We start from the raw sequence: 24,398 nt of genomic DNA on the forward strand, positions 1-24,398 counted from the left end.
GACAACGGCGAACCCTCACGAGGCACCGCCTCACCAACCGGACGCTCACCCGGACTCTGCTCCGACAACGGCGAACCCTCACGAGGCACCGCCTCACCAACCGGACGCTCACCCGGACTCTGCTCCGACAACGGCGAACCCTCACGAGGCACCGCCTCACCGTGCAACGGCACACTCTCGCCGGCGTGCCCACTCGGGGTGTGCTCAGGTGACGGGGAGTTCTGCCCGTCACGGGCGGCCGCGGCTGCGGCGATCTCGTCCGGGTGCGTTCCGTCCCCGACGTTCAGGTAATCCAGACCCTCCTCGTGACCGCCCGAACCCTGCGAACCCGCAGAATCATGCCCACCGGCAGAGTTCTCCGAGTGCGAAGGCGCCGGACCGGAGTCCGCCGACCCGTGCGACGACGACGGCGCCGCGCCGTCGTGCCCGGCACCCCCGCCCGAACCACCGGGGCGCTGCGAGCCGAACGGGACCAGGCCGTTGGTCCCCGACGAGGACGACGACGATCCGGAGTCCCCGCCGCCCTCCGTACTCTCGTGCGCACCCGAACCCGAACCGCCGGAACCCCCGGAACCCCCCGAACCGCCCGACTCACCAGCACTGCCCGAGCTGCCGCCCGGACCCTGGTAGTTGTCGTTGCCGGTGCCCGCGCCGCCCTCGGAGAAGGTCGGCTTCCCACCGCCCTCACCACCCGGGAAGCCGCCCTCCGGCATCTTCGGCTCGTTGAAGTGGGCCTTGGCCGCGTTCGCACCCGCGTGCAGCCCGGCCCCCGCGCCACCGCTCAGACCCGACCCCAGCAGGCTGTGACTGTCGACATGACCGGTCGTCACCAACTGCGTGATCGCATCCGTACCGACACCCACCGCCGCACCGGTGGCCATCTTCCCCGCCGTCGAGCCCATCGCACCGCCCAGGCCCAGCTTCTCCCCGGCCGCACCCATCCCCTTGCCCAGCAGATGCCCGGCCGCACCCGCCACCGCACCGCTCTCGGCCGCCTTACCGACTTCCTTCATGTCGATGCTCTTGCGGTGCCCCTGCGCCAACTCGATGGCCTGCGCCATCAGATCGATCGCCGCCATCTGCACCGCCTGCTTCAACGCGTGCTGCAACGCCTCCTTCAACAGCCGCTTCAGCACCTGCTGGACCGTCTCACGCGAAGCCGCGATGAACACCGGAGCCTCTGCCAGCGAAGCACCCGCCGTGAACGGCGCCTCCGCCTCCGCCGTCGCCAGTTCGAACGCCAGAATCCCCAGCTGCGCGATGATCTGGATCTTCGCCGTCTCCGCCGAGTTCGCCATCGCCTCCAGCATGTCGCCCATGCCGTTGCACGAATTGATCAGACCCGGCAGGTACCCCGGATCCGACTCCGTCCCCTTGCCCACCGTGTACTCGGCCCAGTGCTTGCCCAACGCCTCGGCCGCCGTACCCTGCTGACCCTCCAGCGCCTGCTTCACCGCCGCATCCGCCGAATGCGACGCATCCTGCAGACTCGAACCCACCTTCCGCCAGTGGTCCGCCATCTCCCGCAACTGGCCCTCGTCCGCCTCCGGCCAACGCGTACCGGCGAGAAGCAACAGCACCCATTGCAGGGGTTCGGGGAGTTCGACAGCCATGGGATTAGTGCCTTCCGGTGTTCATGTGCTCAAGCGTTGCCGCTCGGTGAAATCGGGGTGTGGACGGACCGGGGCCAGGTCGGCGGCGGCGAGGCCTACAACTGGCTGTCCAGGTGACTGAGATCGGACGCGGCAGATCGTCCGCCGCTCGTAGCCCTGCGCCGTCGGCTTCAGTCGGTCCACGATCGAGCGTCGTGAGGTTCGGTACGCGGGTGGCGTGCAGCCAGACCAAACCAGGTCAGGTCAGGTCAGGTCAGGTCAGTAGAGGCCGTGCCACATCTGCTCGATGACGACGGACCACCAGGTGCTTTCCTTGCGGAAGGCATCGGGGTCGCTCTCCCCGAGAGCGGTCTGGAGGTTCGTGAGGACGTCAGCGGCTTCGAGGGGGTCGAGGCCGCTGAGGGTGTGGCGGGCGGTGGCGAGCAGGATGAGGCTGCGCAGGAAGGCGGAGAGCGAGGTGTTGACGAAGCGTCCGCTGCCGGTCCGCGGATGGACCGCCCAGACGGAGCCGCTCTCGTTGCCCGAGCAGCGGACCGCGACGGCACAGAGGCCGTCCGAACCGATCCGGGTCCAACCGGCGAGCACGTCCAGGGTCGCGGGCTCGACTGCGGTGCCCGCTGCCCTCAGGTGGGTGCGCAGGTCGGCGAAGAGTCCACCGGCCGGCGGCGACTCCAGCCGGTCGGCCGTGAAGAACAGCGGCACCTCCGCCGGCTGGCCGGCCCAGGCGAGAGCGGACCGGGTGTCCTCGGGCAGCCGACTGGCCGCCAGGTCGTCCACGTCGTAGCGGACCACCTCGGCGAAGGCGGCGTTGAGCCGGCGGCCGAGCTCCACGTCCCGCACCGGCGCCGCCGCGGGAACACTGCCGTGCGCCGGCGCGGGGACACGCCTCGGGCGGGGCGGCGCGGGACGGACCTCACGCTGCACCCGCTCCGTCAGCGCGGCCACCCCCTCCGCGCGCTCCTCCGCGAGGATCCCGTACGGGTGGTCACAGCTGATCTCGGCGGCGGGGAACTCCCGCTCCACCAGGGCCGCCGGATAGCCGCCGGGCAGTGTGGCCGACCGCAGCGCGGTGTGGATTCCGCGGACGGCCGTGTGCGGAACACCGAGCCGGGCCAGTTCGGCGACCAGCCGGTGCTCGACCGGATCCCGGCCCGGCGCGGCGACCAGTTCGATCTGGGCGACCTGGCCGGTGGCCGGGTCGCTGTAGGACGCGGTCAGTACGTTGCCCGGACCGACGGCGGGACGGGCGCGCAGCCGGTACGCCTCGATCACCTCGTCCACGGGGATGGAGGACCAGACGCTGAGCTCGCCGCTCTGCCGGTCCACGACACCACAGGCGCTGCCCAGGTCTGCGGGCGGCCGCCGCTCACCCGTCACCGGATCACGCTCCAACGGCGCGGGCGCCGCCCACACCGCCCACCCGAGATCGAACTCACGGTGCCGCACCTCACGGCGCACGCCGTCACCACGGCCGCCGTTCAGCCAGACGTCGGCCGTACCGAGAGCTTGCTCCTGGCTAATCACGAAAATTCTTCCTTGGTTCTTCATTGTGTCGGTCAGGCGGTGACGGTCGGAACCCGCTCAGATCAGACGGTTTTTCACGCGTGTGCCGTGGGAGGGAGTCATGCTGTGCACGTTTCTCCCCGGCAAGCGCTCAGGAAGTCCGACAGGCTTGGGGTCAGTGCTTTCCGGTGTTCATGTGCTCAAGCGTGATGCTCGGCGAGATCGGGATGTGCATGGGCGGCGTGTAGGCGGGCGGCGGCGAGGACTGCAACTGGCCTTCCTGACCGGCGAGATCGGATGCGGTGGAGCCGTCCGCGCCTTCGTAGCCCTGCGCCATCGACTTCAGGCCGTCGGCGATGTACTTCAGCCCGTCGGGCATTCCCTTCAACGCCTTCAGGGTGTCGGCGCTGTACTTCAGGTAGCCCTTGTCACCCTCGGCGAACTGCTTGCCCGACTCGTCCTTGCCCCACGGCGCCTGCGACTCCATGCTCGGCAGGTACGAGTTCAGGCTCGTGTACAGCGCGGCGATCGCCTCCGAAGCCGCCAGCATCGGCGAAACCGCCGCACCGTACTGCTCCGGGCGTACCTGGAATCCCTGACCGGCCCCACCACCCGAGCCGGAAGCGGAAGACGAACCAGGAGCGGCGGCGCTCTGCGCGGGCGTCGTCGGCTGCATCTGCGTACCGATACGCGGCGACAGCCCGGACCCCGACAGGGGCGTCCCCGGCGTCGCCGGTTCACCCTCGGGAGCCGGCTCACCCGACGACTTCTGCGCACTCTCAACCCCGGCCCCCGACAACGGCATCCCCGGCGTCGCCGGCACACCCTCAGGAGCCGGCTCACCCGACGACTTCTGCGCACTCTCAACCCCGGCCCCCGACAACGGCATCCCCGGCGTCGCCGGCACACCCTCAGGAGCCGGCTCACCCGACGACTTCTGCGCCATCATCTGGTGCGCAGGCATCTCAACAGGCATCTGCTCCACCCGCGCGGTCTGCGCCGGGGTCACACCATCAGGCAGCATCTCCCCCACCCGCGCCGTCTGCGCCGGCATCACACCATCAGGCAACATCTCCCCCACCCGCGCCGTCTGCGCCGGCATCACACCATCAGGCAACATCTCCCCCACCCGCGCCGTCTGCGCCGGCATCACACCATCAGGCAACAGTCGCGCCATCTGGTGCTCAGGAACCTCGACGGGCATCCGCTCCACCGGCGAGTACTCCACGGGCGTTCCCTCCCGCAACCGCTCCACCGGCTCGTACTCGACCGGCGTACCCTGCCGGTACTCGGGCGTCGTGAACATCTCGGTGGCGCGGTACTCGGCCTGGGCGTCGTCGGTCATGGTGTTCCCTCATCAGCGTGGTCTTCGGCCGGTCCGGAGACCGGCCGTTCAGGACAGGAATGCGGAGCGCCAGGGGCAGGGGTCAGGCCTGGGGTGCGGCCGCCAGCCGGGCCAGCGCCGCCCGCATGAAGGGGCTGGGGACCTGGTACCCGCCCTCCTCCAGCAGGGGTGCCCGAACGGCCGGCTTCGCCGCCTCCACCGGAGCCCCGCCGGCGGGCCGGGTCTCGCCGGGGGCCTGCTCGTCGGGGCGGCCGCGGCGCGACGCCGCCGAGCGGGCCCGGTCGAGGTAGGCGTCGTCCCCGGAGCCGCTGGCTGAGCCGCCGTCGGAGGTGGTGCCACCTGCGGCCTTGCCGTCCGACGTCGTCTCGGTGCCGGACGCGGCCGCGTCACCGGAGGCATCCTCCCCGGCCGGGGTCGCTGCGCCGGGGCCCAGCAGAGCGCCGGCCAGCTGCGCCAGCACGGCGTTCTCACCGGCCGGCTGCGCCGCCGCCGCAGCGGCCTCCTCGTGCGCCGCCGCCGCAGCGGCCGCGTGACCCGCGCTCTCCGTCCGGGACTCGTCCATCCACCGCTGCCGCATCCGCTGCCAGCGCTGGTCACGCGGCCCCTGCTCGGTGGCCTGCCCGACGATCCCCCGGTCCCCGCGCGGCCCCTGCTCCTCCTCGTCGCCCTCGCAGCCGAACCGCGTCGGCCGCAGGAACCGGTTGGCCTTGCGCTCCTTCGACCCGCCACGACCCGCACCCCCACCGGGCATATGAGGAGCCGAACCCCCCGGCCGCGCCGCCGCCGAACCCCCGGCAGCCCCACGCGCGGCACCCGCCGCACCACCCAGCGAACGCCCCGCCGCAGCCGCCGCCGCAGCCGCACCCGCCGCACCACCGGCCGCACCCGCACCCCCGGCCAGCCCGCCCAGCGCACCCCCCAGCGCACCGCCCATACCGCCACCCATGCCGCCACCCGCGCCGCCACCACCGCCGCCGAGGCCCAGCGAACTGCCGCCCGCACCGCCGCCGCCGAACGCCGACAGACCGCCCGAACCACCCGCCCCCGCACCGGAGTCGAAGCCGGGCAGACCCGCCAGGCTCAGCCCGCCCGAGGTCTTGTCCAGCGGCAGCGGCGTGAACACCGGCAGACCGTTCCTGCCCAGGCCCGACCCGTAGTCCGGCATCGTCGGCATGGCCGGCATCGGCGGCTTGAACGGCTGCAGGACCGGGGACTTCGCGCCCCCCTGACCGCCGTGCATCCCCGGCATCTGCGGCATGTGAGGCATCTTCGGCATACCGTGACCGCCCCCGGCGCCACCTCCTGCCCCGCCGCCCGCGCCGCCACCGGCACCCCCGCCCGCCCCGCCGCCCGCGCCGGCACCCGCGCCGTCGCCCCCGCCCGCGCCGTCGCCCGCACCCGCGCCACCGGGCGGCGGGACGCTGTCCAGCCCCGTACCGGAACCGGCCCCCGAACCCCCGCCCGCACCGCCCCCGCCGGCGTTCGGCAGCGCGCAGCCCTTCCCCGCACCGGTCATCGCCTCGATGTGGGTGGCGTTCTGGCGCAGCATCGAGTCGACGCCGGAGCCCACCTGCCCGACGTACGTGTGGTAGGTGTCGGCGGCCTGCTTGACGCCCGCCGACTGCGCGACGTCGTCGTGCTTGCCCGCCGGGTTGTTCGCGATGTACTCCTTCGCGTACTGGAGTTCGCGGATCATCTCGGTCTTGGTCTGCCCCACCGCCTGGGTGGCGCCGCGCAGCGACTGGGCGACGGCCTGCCCGGCCACCAGGGTGGTCGGCGCGTGCGAGTCGTCCCGGCCCGCGTACTTCTCCAGGTACTGCTCGAAGGTGTCGGCCGCCGGGCCCGACATGCCCGCCATCGCCCGCTTGGAGTTGGCGATGATCGTCTGGATGTGCGAGTCGGCGACACCGATCCACTTCTCCCAGGCCGTCGCCAGGTCACCCAGTACGTCCTCGTTGGCGTCAGGAAACGCGATGTCTTTGCCGTGGTCATTGCTCTGGACGGTCTTGAGCACATCGGCGAGGTCGGACGGCAGCTCGATCATGGCGGATCACTTTCTCGGACGGACCGCCCGGCTGAGGAGGAGGGACGGACCACGGGCCCGGAGTGGAGCAACGGAGGGCCGGATCCACGGACTGCCGCCCACTGCCCGGCCGGATCCGGCCGGGCAGTGGGCGTTCGCGGGTCCGCCTCGGGGACCACCGGTCTCCGGAGGCCCGGGCCGGTACGGGGAACGGGGGCTCGGAACGTCCCGACGATCCGTCGGGACGCAGCCCGGCACCACCTGCTAGACCGTGGCGGCCGGTCTCTCGCGCCCGGTCCGGCGGCGGCCGGGTACGTCGCGATACCTCGCGGATGAGCAGTTGGTCACGCCGGTACTCCCGAGAACGGAACAGTGCTGGCCCCGGGCCGTCGCGCGCGCGATCGCGCCTGCGCGAGAGCACGGGGGGTCCGGCAGGACATCACGTCTGCCTTGTCACCAGCATTGACCAGCCCGCTTGCTTCCTGCGTGCGCTTGGCTAACGCTTCACTGCCAGGGCCGCGGCTGCGTCCGGCCGGCACCCCGCCAGAACCTCGGCAGTGCCCATGGATGTCTCGCGGATGTCTCGCGGACGATGCCTCGCCGACGCCTCACGAAGGCCCCAGGGCGCAGCTGCTGCCGTCACCTACCCAGGAAGTCTGCCCGTCACACCCCGGCGGTGAGCCCGTCCCTGAGGAACGGGCAGGCGCGGCCCGGCCCGGCACCCCCCGCACGCGCTCCCGCGGCACGGCCCGGCCGTCACACCGAGGTGATCAGCTCCGCGCGCCGCCGGTAGCCGGCGGCCTCGCGCTCCTGCCCGGCCTCGTCCGCGGCCCGGGCCAGCACCTGGAGCACCTCGGCGGTGCTCTCGTCGTGGCCGACCACCTCCGCCTCCGCGAGCGCGGTCCGCAGGCAGTCACCCGCCTCGGCCGGCCGGCCGAGTGCCAGCAGCGCCTCGCCGCAGGTGGTGTGCAGGAGTACCCGCCGGGCTGCCGAGACCCCGGGGGTCGCCACCTCCAGCCCGTACAGCGCGCGCCGCAGCGCGTCCTCCGGGTGGCCGGTGTCGAGCAGGTGCCGGGCCAGGTGCTGGATCGCCAGGGTGACGGTGTGCGGGTGGCCGTCGGCGAGTGCCAGCTCCAGGGCCCGGGAGAGGCCGGCGCCGGCGCCGTCGGCGTCGCCGAGGGCGGTCTGTACGACGGCCAGGTTGACCCGGGCGATCGCCTCCCCGACCAGGCTGCCGGAGCGGGCGCCCAGTTCAGGGGCGGGGGCCAGGCAGACCAGCGCCTCGGGGAACCGCCGCTCGGTGGTCAGCACCCAGCCGAGCAGGGCCCGTACCCGGCTCTCGGCGTCCTCGTCACCGACCTCGACCGCCGCCCGCAGGGCCAGGTCCAGCACCGGCACCCAGCCGTCCCGGACCTGGCGCAGGACCAGCGGCCACTGGAGCAGGGCCAGCCGCCAGGCACGCTCCGGGGCCGCCCGCGCGACCAGCGCCGCGAGGGTCTCGCGTTCGCCGGCGAACCAGGCCAGTGCGGCGTCCGGGTCCGCGAACCCGGTCACCAGCGGCGGGCGGTAGCTGTCCGCGGGTGGCGCGCAGCACGGCTGGCCGCCCGGTTCGGCGGCGGCCGCCGCCGCGAGCGCGACGTGCAGGTAGTGGTCGGCGAGCCGGTCGAACGCCTCCGGCGCCGCCTCGTCGGAGAGGCCCTGGGCGTAGAGCCGGACCAGGTCGTGCAGGCTGAACCAGTCGTCGTCGGTCTCGGTGACGAGGTGGGTCGCCGCGAGCTGGTCCAGCGCGTGGGCGGCGTCGTCCGGGTGGGTGCCGCAGAGGGCGGCGGCGGCGTACCGGTCCACCCGGGGTCCGGGGTGCTGGCCCAGCAGGCGGAACAGGGCGGCGGCGGGCGGCGGCAGCTGCTCCACCGAGAGCCGCAGGGCCGCCGCGACGCTGATCTCCTCGGCCGAGAGCTGGGCCAGCCGGCGGTGGGCGTGGCCGAGCTGCTCCGCCATCGCGCCGATCCCGCGACGCGGGTCGGAGGCGATCTTCGCGGCGGCGATCCGCAGCGCCAGCGGCAGCCCGTCGCAGAGGGTGGCCACCTCGCGGGCGGCCTGCGGCTCCGCCGCGACCCGGGCCGCGCCGAGCACCCGGGCGAGCAGTGCGGTCGCCTCCTCGGGTGGCAGGGCGGCCAGTGGCACGGGGCTGGCCAGGTCGGAGACGACCAGGCCGACCAGGCGGTTCCGGCTGGCCACCAGCGTCACCGAGTCGGTGCCGCCCGGCAGCAGCATCCTGACCTGGTCGGATTCGCGCACGTTGTCCAGGACGACCAGCACCCGGCGGCCGTGCGTCAGCCGCCGGAACAGCGCCGAGCCCGCGGAGACCGACCCGGGCAGGTCCTGCGGCAGCACGCCGAGCGCGAGGAGGAACTCGGTCAGCACCTCGCCCACCTCGCGGTCCGGCCGGTCGCTGAAGCTCCCCAGGTCCGCGAAGAGCTGGCCGTCCGGGAACCGGTCGGCGTGCTGGTGCGCCCAGTGCAGGACCAGCGCGGTCTTGCCCACCCCCGCCGGGCCGGTGACCAGGCAGATCGCGCCGTCCTGGGCGTGGGCGGCGGCCCGGTCCAGGGCGCCGAGTTCGGTGGTCCGGCCGTAGAACCCCCGGGGTGCCCGGGGCAGCAGATCCGGGGCGCTGTCCCGGGGCCGGCCGCCCTGCTCCGCCGCAGGACGCGGCACGCCCGCCGGTTCGGCCGGTTCGGCGGGCGTCTCCTCGCCGCGCAGGATGCACTCGTAGGCCCCGCTCAGCACCTGGCCGGGGTCGACACCCAGCTTCTCGGAGAGCACGTGCCGGGTCCGGTGGTACCAGTCGAGGGCGTCGGACTGACGGCCCGCCCGGAAGAGGGCGAGCATCAGCGAGGCGACCAGCGTCTCGCGCATCGGGTGGGCGACCGCCTCGCCGCGCAGCAGTTCGGCGGCGCTGGCGTGCTCTCCGAGGGTCTGGTAGTGGCAGGCGAGCGCCTCGACGGCGGCGAGCCGGCTCTCCTCCAGCGTCTGGGCCCAGGCCTCCAGCATCTGGCTGGCCACGGTGCCGGTGAGCGCCGGTCCGCGCCACAGCCCGAGGGCCCGGTGCAGGGCGTCGACCGCCTCGGCGGAGGGCTGCCGGCTGCGGGCCAGCGCGACCAGTTGCTCGAACCGGTCGACGTCGAGCAGCCCGTCCGGCACCCGCAGGACGTAGGCGTCGCCCTCGGTGGCGAGCAGCACGCCGTCCTGGTCGGCGCAGGCCTCGGCGAGCAGCGTGCGGATCCGCGAGACGTGGCTCTGGACCACGGAGCGGGCGTTGGCGGGCGGCTCGTCCACCCACATCGCCTCGGTCAGCTGGGCGACCGAGACCGCGCGGTTGCGGCGCAGCAGCAGCATCGCGAGCAGGCTGCGCCGCTTCTCCGGGCCGAGCGCGAGTTCTCCGGCCTCGCCGTCCACCGCAACGGCTCCGAGCAGCCGAAACCTCACCGAGTCGTCCCCCTGATCGCTTGCCTGTCCGGGGGCAAGGCTATCGGGACGTCACCGGGCGGCCGCGTCCGCCCCCGGTGTCGTCGGCGGGGCGGCCGCCGCACGGGGGCCGCGGCCGGGGGAGCCGCCCGTGCGGACAGCTCCCCAGGTCAGGGGCGGGGTGGTCAGATCGCGGTGACGTTCACGGCCGCCGGGCCCTTGGCACCGCTGCTGTCGATCTCGAAGGTGACCGCCGCGCCTTCGGCCAGGGTCTTGAAGCCGTTGCCCTGGATCGCGGAGAAGTGGACGAAGACGTCCTTGCTGCCGTCGTCCGGGGTTATGAAGCCGAAGCCCTTCGCGTCGTTGAACCACTTGACCGTGCCGTTGATCAGCGCCATCGTGACTGTCCTTCCCTCACCTGCGGTGCCGCCCCCGGAGAACGGTCCTCCGCCCGCCCGGTTCGGCCATGATCGATCGTCAGGTTAGCGCCCGCCGGCCGGCCGCAGGGGGCGAAGCCGGACAGTCGTCGGCACGATGTCAGACCTGGTCAGCCGAGCGGGCGGCAGAGCAGCGCGTCCGGCACCCCGGCGTCGGCCCAGCGCCAGGTGTAGGCGACACCCGCGAGGTACTCGTCGTCGGCGCACTGGCCCTTGTAGTAGCCGGGCGCCCAGTCACTGGCGGTCGAGCCGCCGCTGCCCGGACGGCTGTCCCCGTGGTCGAACCAGACGTCACGTCCCGTGGTCGGCAGCTTCCCGGCCGCGGGTGCGCAGAGCAGCGAGGACATCGCGTTGCCGCGCACGCTGTACCCGACGGCGAAGTAGTCGTCCGGGCACTGCAGCTTGTTGTAGCCGGAGGCCCAGTCCCCTTCGGTGACGTACCGCTCGTCGGTGACGGCCAGGTACTGCGCACCGCCCTTGGCCGGCTGCCCCGCGTCCGTGCACAGGCCCCGGCTGTCGCTGCGGCCGAGGCCGGCGAGCCGTTCGGTGTCGGGGCAGTCGCCCTTGCGCGCGCCCGGGTCCCAGTCGGTCCGGGCGAGCATCTGCGCGGAGACGTCGTAGTCGCTGTGGTCGAGGTCGAGCATGTTCCAGCGGGCGGTGCGCGCCACCGGGCCGGTCAGGCCGGGCGCGCCGACGAGCTTGTTCCAGTCGGCGGCCCGCCAGTCCCCCGGGTCCTCGACGCTCAGCCGGTTGCCGGTGGCGTCGTACGAGAGCAGTGCCCAGCTGTCCAGCGGCGCACCGTTGCGGGTCCAGCCGATCAGCGGCCAGATCGCGAAGTCGGTGTCGTTCGCGACCAGCAGGTCGGTGAAGCTGTCGAACCAGGCCTGCTCCTTGGCATCGGTCTCGCCCCGCCCGGCCGCGCCGAACTCGCTGACCCAGACCGGCGCCGTGAAGTGCTGTCCTGCCTGGGTGACGAACAGCGCCTCCTGGCTGACCACCTGGGCGAGCTGCGCGGGGGTGAAGTCCTCGTAGCGCGGGTCGCCGGTGGCTCCCAGGCCGCTGCCCGCACCGCTGTTGGCCGGGCCGGTGTACGCGTAGAAGTGCGCCGAGTAGACCAGTTTGTCCGAGGAGATCAGCGTGTTGGACAGGTTCTGGACGGGTGTCAGCATCGGCCGTCCGTGCGGCAGCCCGGCCAGCGGGATGCCCTGCCAGTTGATGCCCTCCATGATGACCAGCATGTCCGGGTCGGCCTGGAGGATCCGGTTGCCCGCCGTCTCGAAGGCGGCGTTCTCGTCGTGGGAGTCGCCCCAGCCCCAGTTGGGGTCGTCGGTGACGTCCCGGCGGACCTCGTTGCGCAGGTCCGCGCCGACCACCCGCTTGTTCGCCTGGTAGCGGCTGACCATGAACACCCAGTCGGCGAGCCACTGGTCGGTGCTCTGCCCGCTGTTCCAGCGCTCGTTGCCGTCCAGTCCGCAGCACCAACGCGCGGTGGTGGTGTGGTTGTTGAGGATGACCGCGAAGCCGTCGGCGGTCAGCGCCGTGACCGCCGCGTCGTACACCTGGAGCGGGGTCTCACCGCGCAGCTGCGGGTTGGCCGCCACCGCCGCGTCGGGCACCGGGGTGGTGTTGCGGATCAGCGCGTCGGAGAACGGCAGCCGGATGCTGTTGATCCCGAGACTGTGGAATCCCGCCATGATCTGCGCCATCGGCACCCGGTCCAGGCCCAGCGGGAGGTTGTACGAGGGCTCGTTGTTCTCGTTGTCCGCCGGAACGTCGGGGTCGCCGCTGCCGAGCCAGGTGCCTTGCGCCCCTTCCCAGTTGCCCGACTGGAGCTTGAAGCGGTTGCCGTCGGCGTCGACGATGTAGCGGCCCCGGGTGCTGAGCGGGCCGGTCCAGGACGCGGCGAGCTGCGCGCCGGTCCTCGGCACCGCCGCGGCCGGGCGGGAGGCGGCGGGAGCGGCCGCCCGAGCGGCCTGGCCGCCGCCGGTGGTCACGGCCAGCAGCGCGGAGAGCGCCGAGACGGCCGACAGGGTGCGGGTGACGAGCTTCTTCATCACGGTCCTGAGGTGGGTGGACGACTGTGGAGGTGCTGCTCTTCCTTCAGCTACCGAACAGTAATCTGAATACACTTCACCTGACATACCCGTGCGGCCCCGGGTTTCACTGCTCAACTGCCGTCCGCAGCAGGTGTATCCGATATTCTCCCGGACCGGTGGCAGTCGGCCGGGCACTTCCCACGCCCGACGCCGCCCGCGCCCTGTACGCGGACGCCTGCCACGTGATGGCATGGACACATCAAGTCTTGGCAGGCGCGCCGCGGGCGAACTACTACTTCCAGGGATCGCCCCAGACCTCCTCGTCGAGCCCCCTGCGGGGAGGACCGCAACTTCAACATCAACACCGAACTCCGGGTCGCCGCCGGCACCTCCGACCCGACCAGGACGACCAGCTCATGACGGTGGACTCGACCGACGGCAGCATCGACACCACGTACCACCTCGCCTGGAAGCAGTGCGCCCGACCGTCGCGGACGGCGCGCAGCCGAGGTGCCCGGCCGCGTGCGGACGCGGCCGGGCACCTCGGACCCGCCGGATACCGGCGTTCGTCAGATGTTGGCGGTCGTCAGATGTTGACGCTCGTCAGATGCAGGCGTTCTTGAGGTTCGACCACTCCGACTGCACGGTGTAGGCGCCGACCGAGTGGGTCTTCCAGGCGCAGATGTCACCGATCTCACCGTTGACGTCGTCGTACCAGCCCTTGCCCGGGATCGGGTCCGTGATCGCCTCGGAGAGTTCGTGGGAGCTTGTGGAGGTCAGGGCGTCGAAGGGGGTCAGGGTGCCGGTGCAGCCGGTGCAGCCCGGGTAGGGCATGGCCGCGTAGAAGATCTGACCGCCGATGTCGTTGTGGTAGCCGCAGAAGGCCTGGCAGGAGCGGGATCCGCCCTGGACGACGGAGGTGCCCGGCGGCAGGTAGACGAAGTACAGCGTTTCGGTGTCGGCGGCGGGGAAGGCCGGATTGGCACCCAGCTCCTGCTGGAGCAGGTGCTGGATCCCCGCGTCGGTGACGACGTGCTTGGGTGCGGGAGTGGTCACCACGGCCCGCCCGATGTGGGATCCGTGGCCGACCTGCAGGCCGTTCACGTCGCGGTACTCGCCCAGCATGTCGAGCAGCGGGCTGGTCAGGACGAAGTCGAAGAACCCGTCGAGCTTGGCCGCCGTGTCGGACAGCGGGGCGGTGGACCAGGCGGCGCCCCAGTAGACGGTGAAGACCTTGACGGCGGTGAGCAGCGGTCCGCCGCGGAACGTCAGCTGCGGAGCGGCCGCCGGAGCACCGCCCTCCGGCGACCCGAACAGCTCCGAATCCGAATGGAGCGGGACGATGCGGACCGAGTCGTGGGGGGCTGGGACGACGGCGGAATACGGGATGTCGGTGCTCATGACACAACTCCTCGTGTGGTCGGGACACGAGGCCATCGTCCGGACACCGGTGTCGCAGCGGCGTGACGCGGGCGTGACGGCCGCGCCCGCCGGGCGGCGGCCCCGGGCAGGGGTTCACCGGCCGCGCCCGACCGCGCCGCCCACGCCGGGGTGCGGATCCCCACACAGGCCGGTCACCAGCCCGGACAGCAGCGCGGTCGGACGCAGTCCCAACTCGTCGCGCAGCAGGCACTCGTAGCGTCTGAAGGCGCGGACCGCCTCCGACTGGTTGCCCTCGGCGAGGTGGGCGCGGACGAGGGCCGCCTGCGCGCTCTCGCGCAGCGGATCGGCCCGCACCGCCGCGCTGGCGGCGGTCACCGCACCCGCGAACTGCCGGGCCCGGACCAGCTTCCCGGAGAGCACTTCGAGGGTCTGCAGGCTCAGTTGCCTCCAGTTCTCGGCCTCGGCGAGGATCCAGTCGTCGTACCAGCCGGGCAGCAGCTCCAGCGGGAGGCCCGTCAGGCCGAGTCCGGCCGGCCCGAGGTCCTCGCCCGGGGTGGCCGGGTCGAGGACGTGCAGGGCCAGCTCGCGCGCCCGGTGGAGGTCCACGGCGACCCGCTGCGCCAGGCAGATCTCGCCCGGCCTGATCTCCAGCGCCGACCGGCCGGAGATCCCGAGCCGCGCGAGCACCGAGCGCAGGTTGGCCAAGGCCCGGCAGTCGGAGGTCTCGGGCCACAGGGTCCCCGCCACGAAGGCCCGGGGCATGGCGTGGCGGTGCAGCGCGGCGAAGGCCAGCAGCCGCTCGGAGGCCGCCGGGACGGGCACCGGGACATCGGCGACCAGCAGCCTGAAGCCGCCTAACAGGTCGATCTGCACGGACGACCGTCCGGGCGGGTGGGGAGCCTGCGCGGGGGCGGCCCGGGGTGCGCCGAGCGCGGCGCCGGCGAACACCTGCCTTCCGGCTCCGCAGCCGGGCGGGTCCCGCCGCCGACCGTCGGTGCCCACAGTCCGTCCACCTCCCGAGGGATGGGAGTCCCGCTCCGCACGGCGCTCCCCCGCACCATCTTCCCCCTCCGCCCCGGCTGCGGCCCGTCGGATCCCGCCTGCGCACCGGCACGGCCGGACGGCGGTTCCGATGCTCGAACCGTGTCCATTGGAGCGTAGACAGATGCGCATTTCTAAGCGAAACTCGCTTCAAACGAACACCAATGAGCATCCAATGCTCATCCGCCGTCTGGAGACCCCGATGTCGAGCCCCGAGTCCCCGTCAGCCGCGACCCCCGCGTCCCGCACCGCCGTCGAGACCGCTTCCCAGCCGTCCTGCTGGCGGCAGGCCGCCGGGCTGGTGCCCGTCCATGCGGCCGCCCTCCCCGGCAGGGGCGAGCGGGTGGCCGTGATCGGCTGCGGGACCTCGTGGTTCATGGCCCAGTCGTACGCGGCGCTGCGCGAGTCGGGCGGCCACGGGCAGACCGACGCCTTCGCCGCGTCCGAGTTCCCGGTCGGCCGGGCCTACGACCGGGTACTCGCGATCACCCGGTCCGGCACCACGACGGAGGTGCTGGAGGTGCTGCGGCGACTGCGCGGCAGCGTCAGGACCACCGCGGTGATCGGCGACCCGGCCACCCCCGTCGTCGGGATCGCCGACCACAGCGTGGCGCTGGCCTTCGCCGACGAGGAGTCCGTGGTCCAGACCCGGTTCGCCACCACCGCACTGGCCCTGCTGCGCGCCCACCTGGAGGCCGAGGGCGCGCTCGCGCCCGGTGTGCGCACGGTCGCGCAGGCGGCCGCGGACGCCGAGCTCGCGCTCGCGGCGCCGCTGCCCGCAGGCGTGCCGGCCGCCGGCCAGATCACCTTCCTGGGCGCCGGGTGGACGAACGGCCTGGCCCTGGAGGCGGCGCTGAAGATGCGCGAGGCCGCCGGGGCGTGGACCGAGGCCTACCCGGCGATGGAGTACCGGCACGGCCCGATCGCGATCACCCGGCCGGGCCGGGCGGCCTGGATGTTCGGCGCCCTGCCCGCCGGTCTCGACCAGGACATCGCCCGGGTCGGCGGACTGCTGGTCGCCGGCTCCCAGGACGGCCCGGCCGGCCTCGACCCGATGGCCGACCTGGTCCGCGTACACCGGCTCGCCGTCGCCACGGCCGAGGCCCAGGGGCTGGACCCCGACCGGCCGCTCAACCTGACCCGCTCGGTGATCCTGGCCGCCGACCACGCCTGAGCACCCACCGGACCCACCCGTGCGGCCTCCCCGGCGCCCCGGGCCGACGCCCCGGAACCGGCGTCCCCGAACCGGCCACCCGCACCGACCCGTCCGCGCACCCACGCACCCGCAGGGACACCCGATCACCATGAACCACGTACTCGCCCTGGACGTCGGCGGCACGGGCATGAAAGCCGCCCTGCTGGCGTCCGACGGCTCGCTCGGCGCGCAGACCACCCGCCCGACCCTGCGGGGCCGGGGGCCGGACGCCGTGGTCGCCGGCCTGCTCGACTTCGCTGCGGAGCTGCTGGCGGACGCCCGGTCCCGTACCGGCCGGGCACCCGTCGCAGCGGGCGTCGCCGTCCCCGGCAACCTCGACGACGAACACGGGATCGCCCGCTACTCGGCCAACCTCGGCTGGCGGGACGTCCCCCTGCGCGACCTGCTGACCGACCGCCTCGGCCTGCCGGTCACGCTGAGCCACGACCTGCGGGCCGGCGGCGTGGCCGAGGCGCGGCTCGGTGCCGCCCGGGGCCACGGACGCTTCGTCTTCCTGGCGCTGGGGACCGGCGTCGCGGGCGCGATCGGCATCGACGGCCGGATCGAGACCGGCGCCCACGGGCGGGCCGGCGAGGTGGGCCACGTCGTCGTCCGGCCCGGCGGCCTGCGCTGCGGCTGCGGCGCGTACGGCTGCCTGGAGACGCTGGCCTCCGCCGCCGCGGTCGCCCGCGCCTACACCGCCGCCGGCGGCCCCGCCGGCTCCAGCGCCCAGGATGTCGCCCGGGCCGTCGAGCGCGGCGAGGAGCGGGCCGCCGCCGTCTGGCAGGAGGCGGTGGAGGCGCTGGCCGACGGCGTGCTGCTCTGCGCCGCGGTGCTCGACCCGGAGGTGTTCGTGATCGGCGGCGGCCTGGCCCTGGCCGGACCGACCCTCTTCGGACCGCTGGGCGCGGCGATCGCCCGCCGGGTGACCTTCCACGTCCCGCCGGTGGTCGTACCGGCGGCCCTGGGCGCCGCCGCCGGGTGCGTCGGCGCGGGCCTGCTGGCCTGGGACGAGTTCACCGCCGGTGCGGGAGCGCCACGCGGATGATCCTCACCGTCACCCCCAACATCGCGCTGGACGTCACCTATCAGGTCGGCGAGCTGCGGCGGCACCACAGCAACCGGGTCGAGGCGAGCCGGGCCCAGGCCGGCGGCAAGGGCGTCAACGTGGCCCGCGTCCTGGCGCAGCTGGGCCGGGAGGCGGTCGTCACCGGACTGGTCGGCGGCCCCACCGGCCAGGCGGTCCGGGCCGAGCTGGCCCTGGCCGGCCTGCCGGACGCGCTGCTGCCCGTCGCGGCCGAGAGCCGCCGCACGATCGCGGTGGTCGACCGGCGGGCCGGCGACGTCACGATGCTCAACGAGGCCGGCCCCGAGATCACCGCCGAGGAGTGGGCCGGCTTCGTCCGGCACTACGCGGCGCTGCTCCCGGCCTGCTCGGGCGTCGTCCTGGCCGGCAGCCTGCCGCCCGGGGTTCCCGCCGACGCCTACCGTCCGCTGGTCGAACTCGCCCGGCTCCACCGCGTCCCCGTCGTGCTGGACGCCTCGGGGGTGCCCCTGTCGGCCGCGCTCGCGGCCGGGCCGGACCTCGTGAAACCCAACGCCGACGAGCTGCGCGAGAGCACCGGCACCGCCGACCCGTACCGGGCCGCGCAGCTGCTGCGGGAGCGCGGCGCACAAGCCGTCGTCGCCTCGCTCGGCGCCGACGGCATGCTCGCCGTCACCGGCGAGGGCTGCTGGCTCGCCCGGCCGCCCGAGCGCCTGGAGGGCAATCCCACCGGCGCCGGGGACTCGGCGGTCGCCGCCCTCGTGCTCGGCCTGGTGGACGGCCGCCCGTGGCCCGAGCGGCTGGCCGAGGCGGTGGCGCTCTCCGCCGCCACCGTCCTCAGCCCGGTCGCCGGGCGCTTCGACGCCGCGGCCCACCGCCGCCTGCTCCCCCTGGTGACCGTCGGCCGCCACGGCCCGGCCACCGGCCCATGACCACCCACCACACCGAGGAATCCCGTCATGCCCCTGGCCCACACCGGTGAACTGATCGCCGACGCGCACACCGGCGGGCGCGGCATCGCCGCGTTCAACGTCATCACCCTGGAACACGCCGAGGCGATAGTCGCCGGTGCCGAGGCCGTCGGCCTCCCCGTCGTGCTGCAGCTCAGCGAGAACGCGGTCGCCTTCCACGGCGGCCGGCTGCTGCCGATCGCGTCCGCCGCCGCCGCGCTCGCGCGGGAGGCGGCCGTCCCCGTCGCGCTCCACCTGGACCACGTCGAGGACCCGGCGCTGCTGCACGCGGCGCACGGCGTGGTCAGCTCGGCCATGTTCGACGCCTCGAAGCTGCCGTACGCGCAGAACGTCGCCGCCACCAGGGACGCGGCCGCCTGGGCGCACCGCCACGGCCTGTGGCTGGAGGCCGAACTGGGCGAGGTCGGCGGCAAGGACGGCGCGCACGCCCCGGGCGTACGGACCGACCCGGGCGAGGCCGCGCGCTACGTCGAGGACACCGGGGTCGACGCCCTGGCGGTCGCGGTCGGCAGCTCGCACGCCATGACCACCCGCTCGGCCGCGCTCGACCACGCGCTGATCGGCCGCCTGCGCGAGGCGGTGCCCGTCCCGCTGGTGCTGCACGGCTCCTCCGGCGTCCCGGACGGGACCCTGTCCCGCGCCGTCGCCGCCGGCATGACCAAGGTCAACATCGGTACGGCGCTGAACATCGCCTTCAGCGCGGCCGTCCGCACCCACCTGGCCGCGGACCCGGCCGCCGTGGACCCGCGCCCCTACCTACGGGCCGGCCGCACGGCGATGGCCGACGCCGTCGCCCACCTGCTGCGTGTGGTGGCGGGCCCGGCCTGAGCCGGGCGGGGCGGGGTCGGCAGGCCCTCCGGGACGGCCCGGGACGGCTGCCGACCGTGTCGCACCGGGGCCGGGGGCCGATTGTCGGAGGCATCCGCTTGGATGGTCGCGTGACCGTCCAGGACGGAGACCGCGAGGGCGGCCCCGCCTCACCGAGGGAGACACGATGAGCACGGCCAGGAGGACGGACCGGCGGTCGCCCGCGCAACGCGGTGCCGACGGCCATGACCTGATCCGCGTGCACGGCGCGCGCGTGAACAACCTCAAGGACCTCAGCGTCGAGATCCCCAAGCGGCGGCTGACGGTGTTCACCGGCGTCTCCGGATCCGGCAAGAGCTCGCTGGTGTTCGGCACGATCGCGGCGGAGTCGCAGCGGCTGATCAACGAGACCTACAGCGCCTTCGTCCAGGGCTTCATGCCGACGCCGGCGCGGCCCGAGGTCGACGTACTGGAGGGGCTGACGACCGCGATCATCGTCGACCAGCAGCGGCTGGGCGCCGACCCCCGCTCCACGGTCGGCACCGCCACCGACGCCAACGCCATGCTGCGCATCCTGTTCAGCCGGCTCGGGCAGCCGCAGATCGGCCCGCCGGGCGCGTTCGCCTTCAACGTCCCCTCGGTCCGGGCGAGCGGGGCGATCACCGTCGAGCGCGGTGCCAAGAAGGCGGTGAAGGCGACCTTCCACCGCACCGGCGGCATGTGTCCGCGCTGCGAGGGCCGGGGCGCGGTCTCCGACATCGACCTCACGCAGCTCTTCGACGACTCGAAGTCGCTCGCGGAGGGCGCGATCACCGTCCCCGGCTACACGACGGACGCCCACTGGACGACGCGGATCTTCACCGAGTCCGGCTTCCTCGACCCGGAGAAGCCGATCCGCCGGTACACCGAGAAGGAGCTGCACGACTTCCTCTACCGCGAGCCGGTCAAGGTGAAGATCAACGGCATCAACCTCACCTACGAGGGGCTGGTCCCGAAGATCCAGAAGTCGTTCCTCGCCAAGGACCGGGAGGCCCTGCAGCCGCACATCCGGGCGTTCGTGGACCGGGCGGTCGCCTTCGCCACCTGCCCCGAGTGCGACGGCACCCGGCTCGCCGAGGCCGCCCGGTCGTCCCGGATCGGCGGGGTCAACATCGCCGACGTCTGCGCGATGCAGATCAGCGACCTGGCCGGCTGGATCCGCGGCGTCCGCGAGCCGTCGGTGGCACCGCTGCTCGCCGCGCTGGGGCAGACCCTCGACTCGTTCGTCGAGATCGGGCTGGGCTACCTCTCGCTCGACCGGCCGTCGGGCACGCTCTCGGGCGGTGAGGCGCAGCGCGTCAAGATGATCCGGCACCTCGGCTCCTCGCTCACCGACGTCACCTACGTCTTCGACGAGCCGACCACGGGTCTGCACCCCCACGACATCCAGCGGATGAACGGCCTGCTGCTACAGCTGCGGGACAAGGGCAACACGGTGCTGGTCGTGGAGCACAAGCCGGAGGTGATCGCGATCGCCGACCACGTGGTCGACCTCGGCCCCGGTGCCGGTTCGGCGGGCGGGAGCGTCTGCTTCGAGGGCACCGTCGAGGGGCTGCGGGCCGGCGACACCGTCACCGGCCGCCATCTCGACGACCGGGCCGCCGTGAAGGAGTCGGTGCGCAAGCCGACGGGCGTGCTGGCGGTCCGGGGTGCGACGGCGAACAACCTGCGTGACGTCGACGTCGACATTCCGCTGGGGGTGCTGACCGTCGTCACCGGTGTCGCGGGCTCCGGCAAGAGCTCGCTCGTGCACGGGTCGATCGGTCCCGGGGCGGGTGTGGTGTCGGTCGACCAGGGTGCGATCCGCGGCTCCCGGCGGAGCAACCCGGCGACGTACAGCGGGCTGCTCGACCCGGTCCGCAAGGCGTTCGCGAAGGCCAACGGCGTGAAACCGGCCCTGTTCAGCGCCAACTCCGAGGGGGCCTGCCCCGGCTGCAACGGCGCCGGCGTCGTCTACACCGACCTGGCGATGATGGCCGGCGTCGCCAGCACCTGCGAGGAGTGCGAGGGCAAGCGCTTCGAGGCGTCGGTGCTGGACCACCACCTCGGGGGCCGCGACATCAGCGAGGTGCTCGCGATGTCGGTGGCCGAGGCCGAGGAGTTCTTCGGCTCCGGCGAGGCGCGCACACCGGCCGCGCACGCCGTGCTGGGGCGGCTCGCCGATGTCGGGCTCGGCTACCTCAGCCTGGGCCAGCCGCTCACCACGCTGTCCGGCGGTGAGCGGCAACGGCTCAAGCTGGCCACCCACATGGCCGAGAAGGGCGGCGTCTACGTCCTGGACGAGCCGACCGCCGGGCTGCACCTCGCCGACGTCGAGCAGCTGCTCGGCCTGCTCGACCGGCTCGTCGACTCCGGCAAGTCGGTCATCGTCATCGAGCACCACCAGGCGGTCATGGCGCACGCCGACTGGATCATCGACCTCGGCCCCGGCGCCGGCCACGACGGCGGCCTGGTGGTCTTCGAGGGCACGCCCGCCGACCTCGTCGCCGCCCGCTCCACCCTCACCGGCGAGCACCTCGCGGCGTACGTCGGCGCCTGAGCGCAGCCCGCGCGGCGGCCGGGCGGCCGGGTCGGGCGGCCGGGTCGGGCAGCGGGGCGCCGGCCCGGTCCGCAGGGTGCGGACCGGGCCGGCGTAGGTTCAGGCCTCGGGTCAGGGGAAGGAGACCACGTTGCTGGGCACGGTGCCCGGGGGCGTGCTCGCTCCCGTGTCGTCGACGACGTGGGTGATGCTGCCCTGGCCGCCGAGCGAGACGGTGAGCGCGTCGTGGAACCGCACGCCCGGGGTGGCGGGGGCCTCGAACGCGTGGTAGCTGTTCACCGCCGGATTCACGTTGAAGTAGCAGTAGCTGCCCAGCCCCCACGCCTCGTGCGAGGTGACGTTGCCGCCCACCTTGTACGCGGCGTACCCGTTGGTCCCGGTCGGGCTAAGCCAGGCCGCCTGGTTCGGCACGTCGTACGGCATCTCGTTCTGGAAGAAGACCGTCCTGCCGTTCTGGCCGTTCCAGGTGACCTCGTACTTCTGGTAGTGCTCGACGAACAGGCCGGTGGCCTCGACGTTGTCGCCGCCCACGACCAGGCCGTTGTCGGCCGTGTTGACCGCCCAGCCGACGGTGCCCGGGTTGCCGTGGTCGGCGCGCCAGGCCCAGATGTGGTCGATGATCGCGTCGTTGCTGTCGACGACCAGGCTGCTGGTCGCCTTGCCCGCGATCTCACCGCCGATCCGGAAGAAGACGTCCTGGATCGTGGTCGGGTCGGCCGCGTGGCTCGCGCCCGGTCCGGCGGTGCCGACGGTCAGCAGCGCGGCGGAGTTGGTGGTGCCGGCGTCGAACAGCAGGCCCTTGAGCCGGACGCCGTCGACGTCGGCCACCTGCATCGCGTCGACCCCGTTGTCCGGGACGAAGGTCGGGTACCCGATGCCGAGGACGACCGTGTCCGCCTTGGTGACGTGGAGGGTCCGGTCGAGGTGGTAGACGCCGGGGGTGACGAACAGGTCGCACCCCTGCGCGAGGGCCGTGTTGATGGTCGTGGCGGTGTCACCGGCCTTGACGACGTAGAACCGGTTCATCGGCAGCGAGCTGCCCGGGGTGCTGCCGCCGGCCCAGCTGGGGCCCGAGGCGTTGGTGCGCAGCGCAGGCAGGAAGACCCGGTACTTCCCGGTGCCGTCGAGGTAGAGGTAGGGCACGTCCCGCGAGACGGGGGTGGTGGGGAGCGTGGTCTCCGGCGGGTTGGGGAAGGTGTTCGCCGGAGCGCCGCCGGTGCCGGAGAAGACCATGTTCCAGACGCCGCCGGACCAGCTGCCCAGGCTGCTGTCGCGGGTGTACCACTGCTGCTGCGAGGAGGACGACGCCTGGCCGGTCACCTTGTCGTCCGCGAGGTAGCCGCCGCTCGCCCAGCCGTAGCTGGCGGGGTAGAGCTGGAGGTCACCGTGGACGTCGATGCGCCGGAAGGGCGCGGCCTGCGCGACGGCCCAGCGGTCGGCGCCGCTCGGGTTGATGGCCAGGTTCTCGGCAGAGCGCCAGAAGTTCTGCGTCGCGTTGCCCTGGTCCGAGGCGTTGAAGGCGTCGACGGTGACGTGGCCGTTGATGGTGACGTCGTCCGGGTTCTGGCCGAGGCCCGCGACGGAGGTGTAGTAGCCGACGTTGTCCTCGACGTTGTAGACGCCGGGCTTGAACAGGTCCGCGACCCGGTTCTCGGAGAACTGGGCGGTGGCGGTGTCCTTCATCTGGGCGAACTGGGCGTCGAGTTGGGACTGGATCGCGGCGCTGGACATGCCGGGGTCGAAGACGTGCACGCCTGGGCCGAAGTCCGGGGTGTCCGACTGGGCCGGGCAGCCGGTGGCGGCGCCGATGGTGAACGCGGCGCTCGCCGTGGCCGAGTCGGCCAGCCCGGCGGCGGTGGCGACGGCCTGCACGGTCGTGGTGGCGGCGACGGTGATCGGCGCGCTGTAGCGGGGCGAGGAGGCGGTGGGGGTGGAGCCGTCGAGGGTGTAGTGGATGGCCGCACCCGCCGTCGCGTCGCCGATGGTGACGGTCTGGGCGGTGCTGAAGGTGCCGCCGGCCGGGCTGAAGGTCGGCGTGGCGGCCTGGTTCGGTGCGCTTCCGCCCTGGGTGTAGCTGAAGTGGGGGGTGTCGTACTGCGGGCCGTTCTTCTCGTAGGTGAACCAGTACTCGACCGAGGTGCCGGTGTTCAGTGAGGCGATGCTCTGGGTCCAGGTCCCGGCGCTCTCCGTCATCCGGAAGTTCTGCTGGCCGGTCCCGTTGACCAGGTAATGGACGTCCACGTAGCGGGCCGGGGTCGTCGGTGTGAACCGGATCTGCGCCTGGGAGGCGCTCAGCTGCACCGCGCTCTGGGTGTAGTCGCCCGAGTCGGCGGCGGCGCCCCCGGCGCCGGAGGTGAGGCCGATGAGCCCCGCGAGCGCCAGGGCGAGAACGGCGAGCAGCGCGACAGTGCGCCGGCCCCGCCCCGGATCGGACGGGGTGCGGCTCGGACGGTCGGTGCGTTGCATGCGGTGGGTCCTCTCGTCTGTGTTCGTGAAGTGAACGCCAGATCGGCGCAGGAGGAGAACTGGCGACATCTCAGAGCGCAACTCGGGTCGTCATGCGGGTGCGGACCTTCGCATCGCTGGGCAAGAAACGCTCCCCGAGGGACACTTGGGAAGCTGCGCATCCGGAATGGCAGTCTCTTAGTGGTCTGAACCACCGTCAAGCCATAGCGCAATGTTCATTTCTTGAAGGGATGCGTAGGCGGGTGACCGCAGATCACATACGTCCGGGGACCGGCCCGCGCCGGCGCACGCCGGCCCTGGACAGCGGGCGCAGGCGGTGGCGGTGGGTGCCACCATGGAGAGGAGAGGGCCGCGCCCCGGGCGGACCCCGGGGTTCCGCACCTCCGAGGGCCGCCGGCGGACCGGGCCCGCAACTGCCTCCGGCCGGGCCGGGGCGGGAGGAGAATCCCCATGAGCAGCTCGCGGCGGGCGCCGTGACCGACGCCCGGCG

The 24,398-nt window shown here is 73.3% G+C and carries 15 protein-coding genes and 1 pseudogene; 6 read left to right on the top strand and 10 right to left on the bottom strand.

The genetic code is table 11. The features are described from left to right. The 7 genes from ABD330_RS14925 to ABD330_RS14955 form a co-directional block, all read right to left on the bottom strand. The coding region (locus tag ABD330_RS14925; protein ID WP_486327077.1) for a WXG100-like domain-containing protein at positions 1-1,613 on the bottom strand (1,613 nt) is incomplete at its 3' end. A 258-nt stretch (positions 1,614-1,871) separates the two neighbouring features. Next, positions 1,872-3,137 (bottom strand): SUKH-4 family immunity protein, encoded by a 1,266-nt coding sequence (locus ABD330_RS14930; RefSeq protein ID WP_344465000.1) that lies wholly within the window; start codon positions 3,135-3,137, stop codon positions 1,872-1,874. 154 nt (positions 3,138-3,291) lie between these two features. Further along, entirely contained in the window at positions 3,292-4,461 is a 1,170-nt protein-coding gene (locus ABD330_RS14935; protein WP_344465002.1) for a hypothetical protein, read from the bottom strand. An 82-nt stretch (positions 4,462-4,543) separates the two neighbouring features. Then, entirely contained in the window at positions 4,544-6,505 is a 1,962-nt protein-coding gene (locus ABD330_RS14940; protein WP_344465003.1) for a WXG100-like domain-containing protein, read from the bottom strand. 735 nt (positions 6,506-7,240) lie between these two features. Beyond that, a complete protein-coding gene (locus ABD330_RS14945; protein ID WP_344465005.1) occupies positions 7,241-9,970 on the bottom strand; it encodes an AfsR/SARP family transcriptional regulator in 2,730 nt (909 codons plus the stop codon). Positions 9,971-10,134: 164 nt separating this feature from the next. After that, entirely contained in the window at positions 10,135-10,347 is a 213-nt protein-coding gene (locus ABD330_RS14950) for a cold-shock protein (protein ID WP_344465007.1), read from the bottom strand. A 149-nt stretch (positions 10,348-10,496) separates the two neighbouring features. After that, on the bottom strand, positions 10,497-12,440 hold the full coding sequence (locus tag ABD330_RS14955; RefSeq protein ID WP_344465009.1) for a glycoside hydrolase family 5 protein: 1,944 nt from the start codon (positions 12,438-12,440) through the stop codon (positions 10,497-10,499). Between the two features lie 263 nt (positions 12,441-12,703). Between ABD330_RS14955 and ABD330_RS14960 the strand changes: the two are divergent. Then, a pseudogene (locus ABD330_RS14960) lies at positions 12,704-12,901 on the top strand (DUF4360 domain-containing protein); the annotation flags it as partial. Between the two features lie 124 nt (positions 12,902-13,025). Here the strand turns inward: ABD330_RS14960 and ABD330_RS14965 are convergent. Both ABD330_RS14965 and ABD330_RS14970 read right to left on the bottom strand, forming a co-directional pair. Further along, positions 13,026-13,823, bottom strand: coding sequence for a hypothetical protein (locus ABD330_RS14965; protein ID WP_344465011.1), 798 nt, complete (start codon positions 13,821-13,823; stop codon positions 13,026-13,028). A gap of 114 nt (positions 13,824-13,937) precedes the next feature. Continuing rightward, on the bottom strand, positions 13,938-14,807 hold the full coding sequence (locus ABD330_RS14970; protein WP_344465013.1) for an AfsR/SARP family transcriptional regulator: 870 nt from the start codon (positions 14,805-14,807) through the stop codon (positions 13,938-13,940). A gap of 241 nt (positions 14,808-15,048) precedes the next feature. Here ABD330_RS14970 and ABD330_RS14975 point away from each other — a divergent pair, with 241 nt between their 5' ends. The 5 genes from ABD330_RS14975 (at position 15,049) to ABD330_RS14995 (ending at position 21,442) form a co-directional block, all read left to right on the top strand. Further along, on the top strand, positions 15,049-16,020 hold the full coding sequence (locus ABD330_RS14975; RefSeq protein WP_344465058.1) for an SIS domain-containing protein: 972 nt from the start codon (positions 15,049-15,051) through the stop codon (positions 16,018-16,020). A 130-nt stretch (positions 16,021-16,150) separates the two neighbouring features. Next, positions 16,151-17,089, top strand: a complete 939-nt coding sequence (locus tag ABD330_RS14980) for an ROK family protein (RefSeq protein WP_344465014.1) — start codon at positions 16,151-16,153, stop codon at positions 17,087-17,089. Beyond that, a complete protein-coding gene (locus ABD330_RS14985) occupies positions 17,086-18,018 on the top strand; it encodes a 1-phosphofructokinase family hexose kinase (protein ID WP_344465015.1) in 933 nt (310 codons plus the stop codon). Before ABD330_RS14980 ends, ABD330_RS14985 begins: the two co-directional genes overlap by 4 nt. Before the next feature lie 27 nt (positions 18,019-18,045). After that, a complete protein-coding gene (locus ABD330_RS14990) occupies positions 18,046-18,885 on the top strand; it encodes a class II fructose-bisphosphate aldolase (RefSeq protein ID WP_344465017.1) in 840 nt (279 codons plus the stop codon). Positions 18,886-19,051: 166 nt separating this feature from the next. Further along, on the top strand, positions 19,052-21,442 hold the full coding sequence (locus ABD330_RS14995; protein WP_344465019.1) for an ATP-binding cassette domain-containing protein: 2,391 nt from the start codon (positions 19,052-19,054) through the stop codon (positions 21,440-21,442). A 111-nt stretch (positions 21,443-21,553) separates the two neighbouring features. Here ABD330_RS14995 and ABD330_RS15000 read toward each other — a convergent pair whose 3' ends face one another. Next, positions 21,554-23,908, bottom strand: coding sequence for a chitobiase/beta-hexosaminidase C-terminal domain-containing protein (locus ABD330_RS15000; RefSeq protein WP_425555534.1), 2,355 nt, complete (start codon positions 23,906-23,908; stop codon positions 21,554-21,556). Between the last annotated feature and the right edge of the window lie 490 nt (positions 23,909-24,398).

Source organism: Kitasatospora kazusensis, assembly GCF_039529945.1.
Taxonomy (GTDB): domain Bacteria; phylum Actinomycetota; class Actinomycetes; order Streptomycetales; family Streptomycetaceae; genus Kitasatospora; species Kitasatospora kazusensis.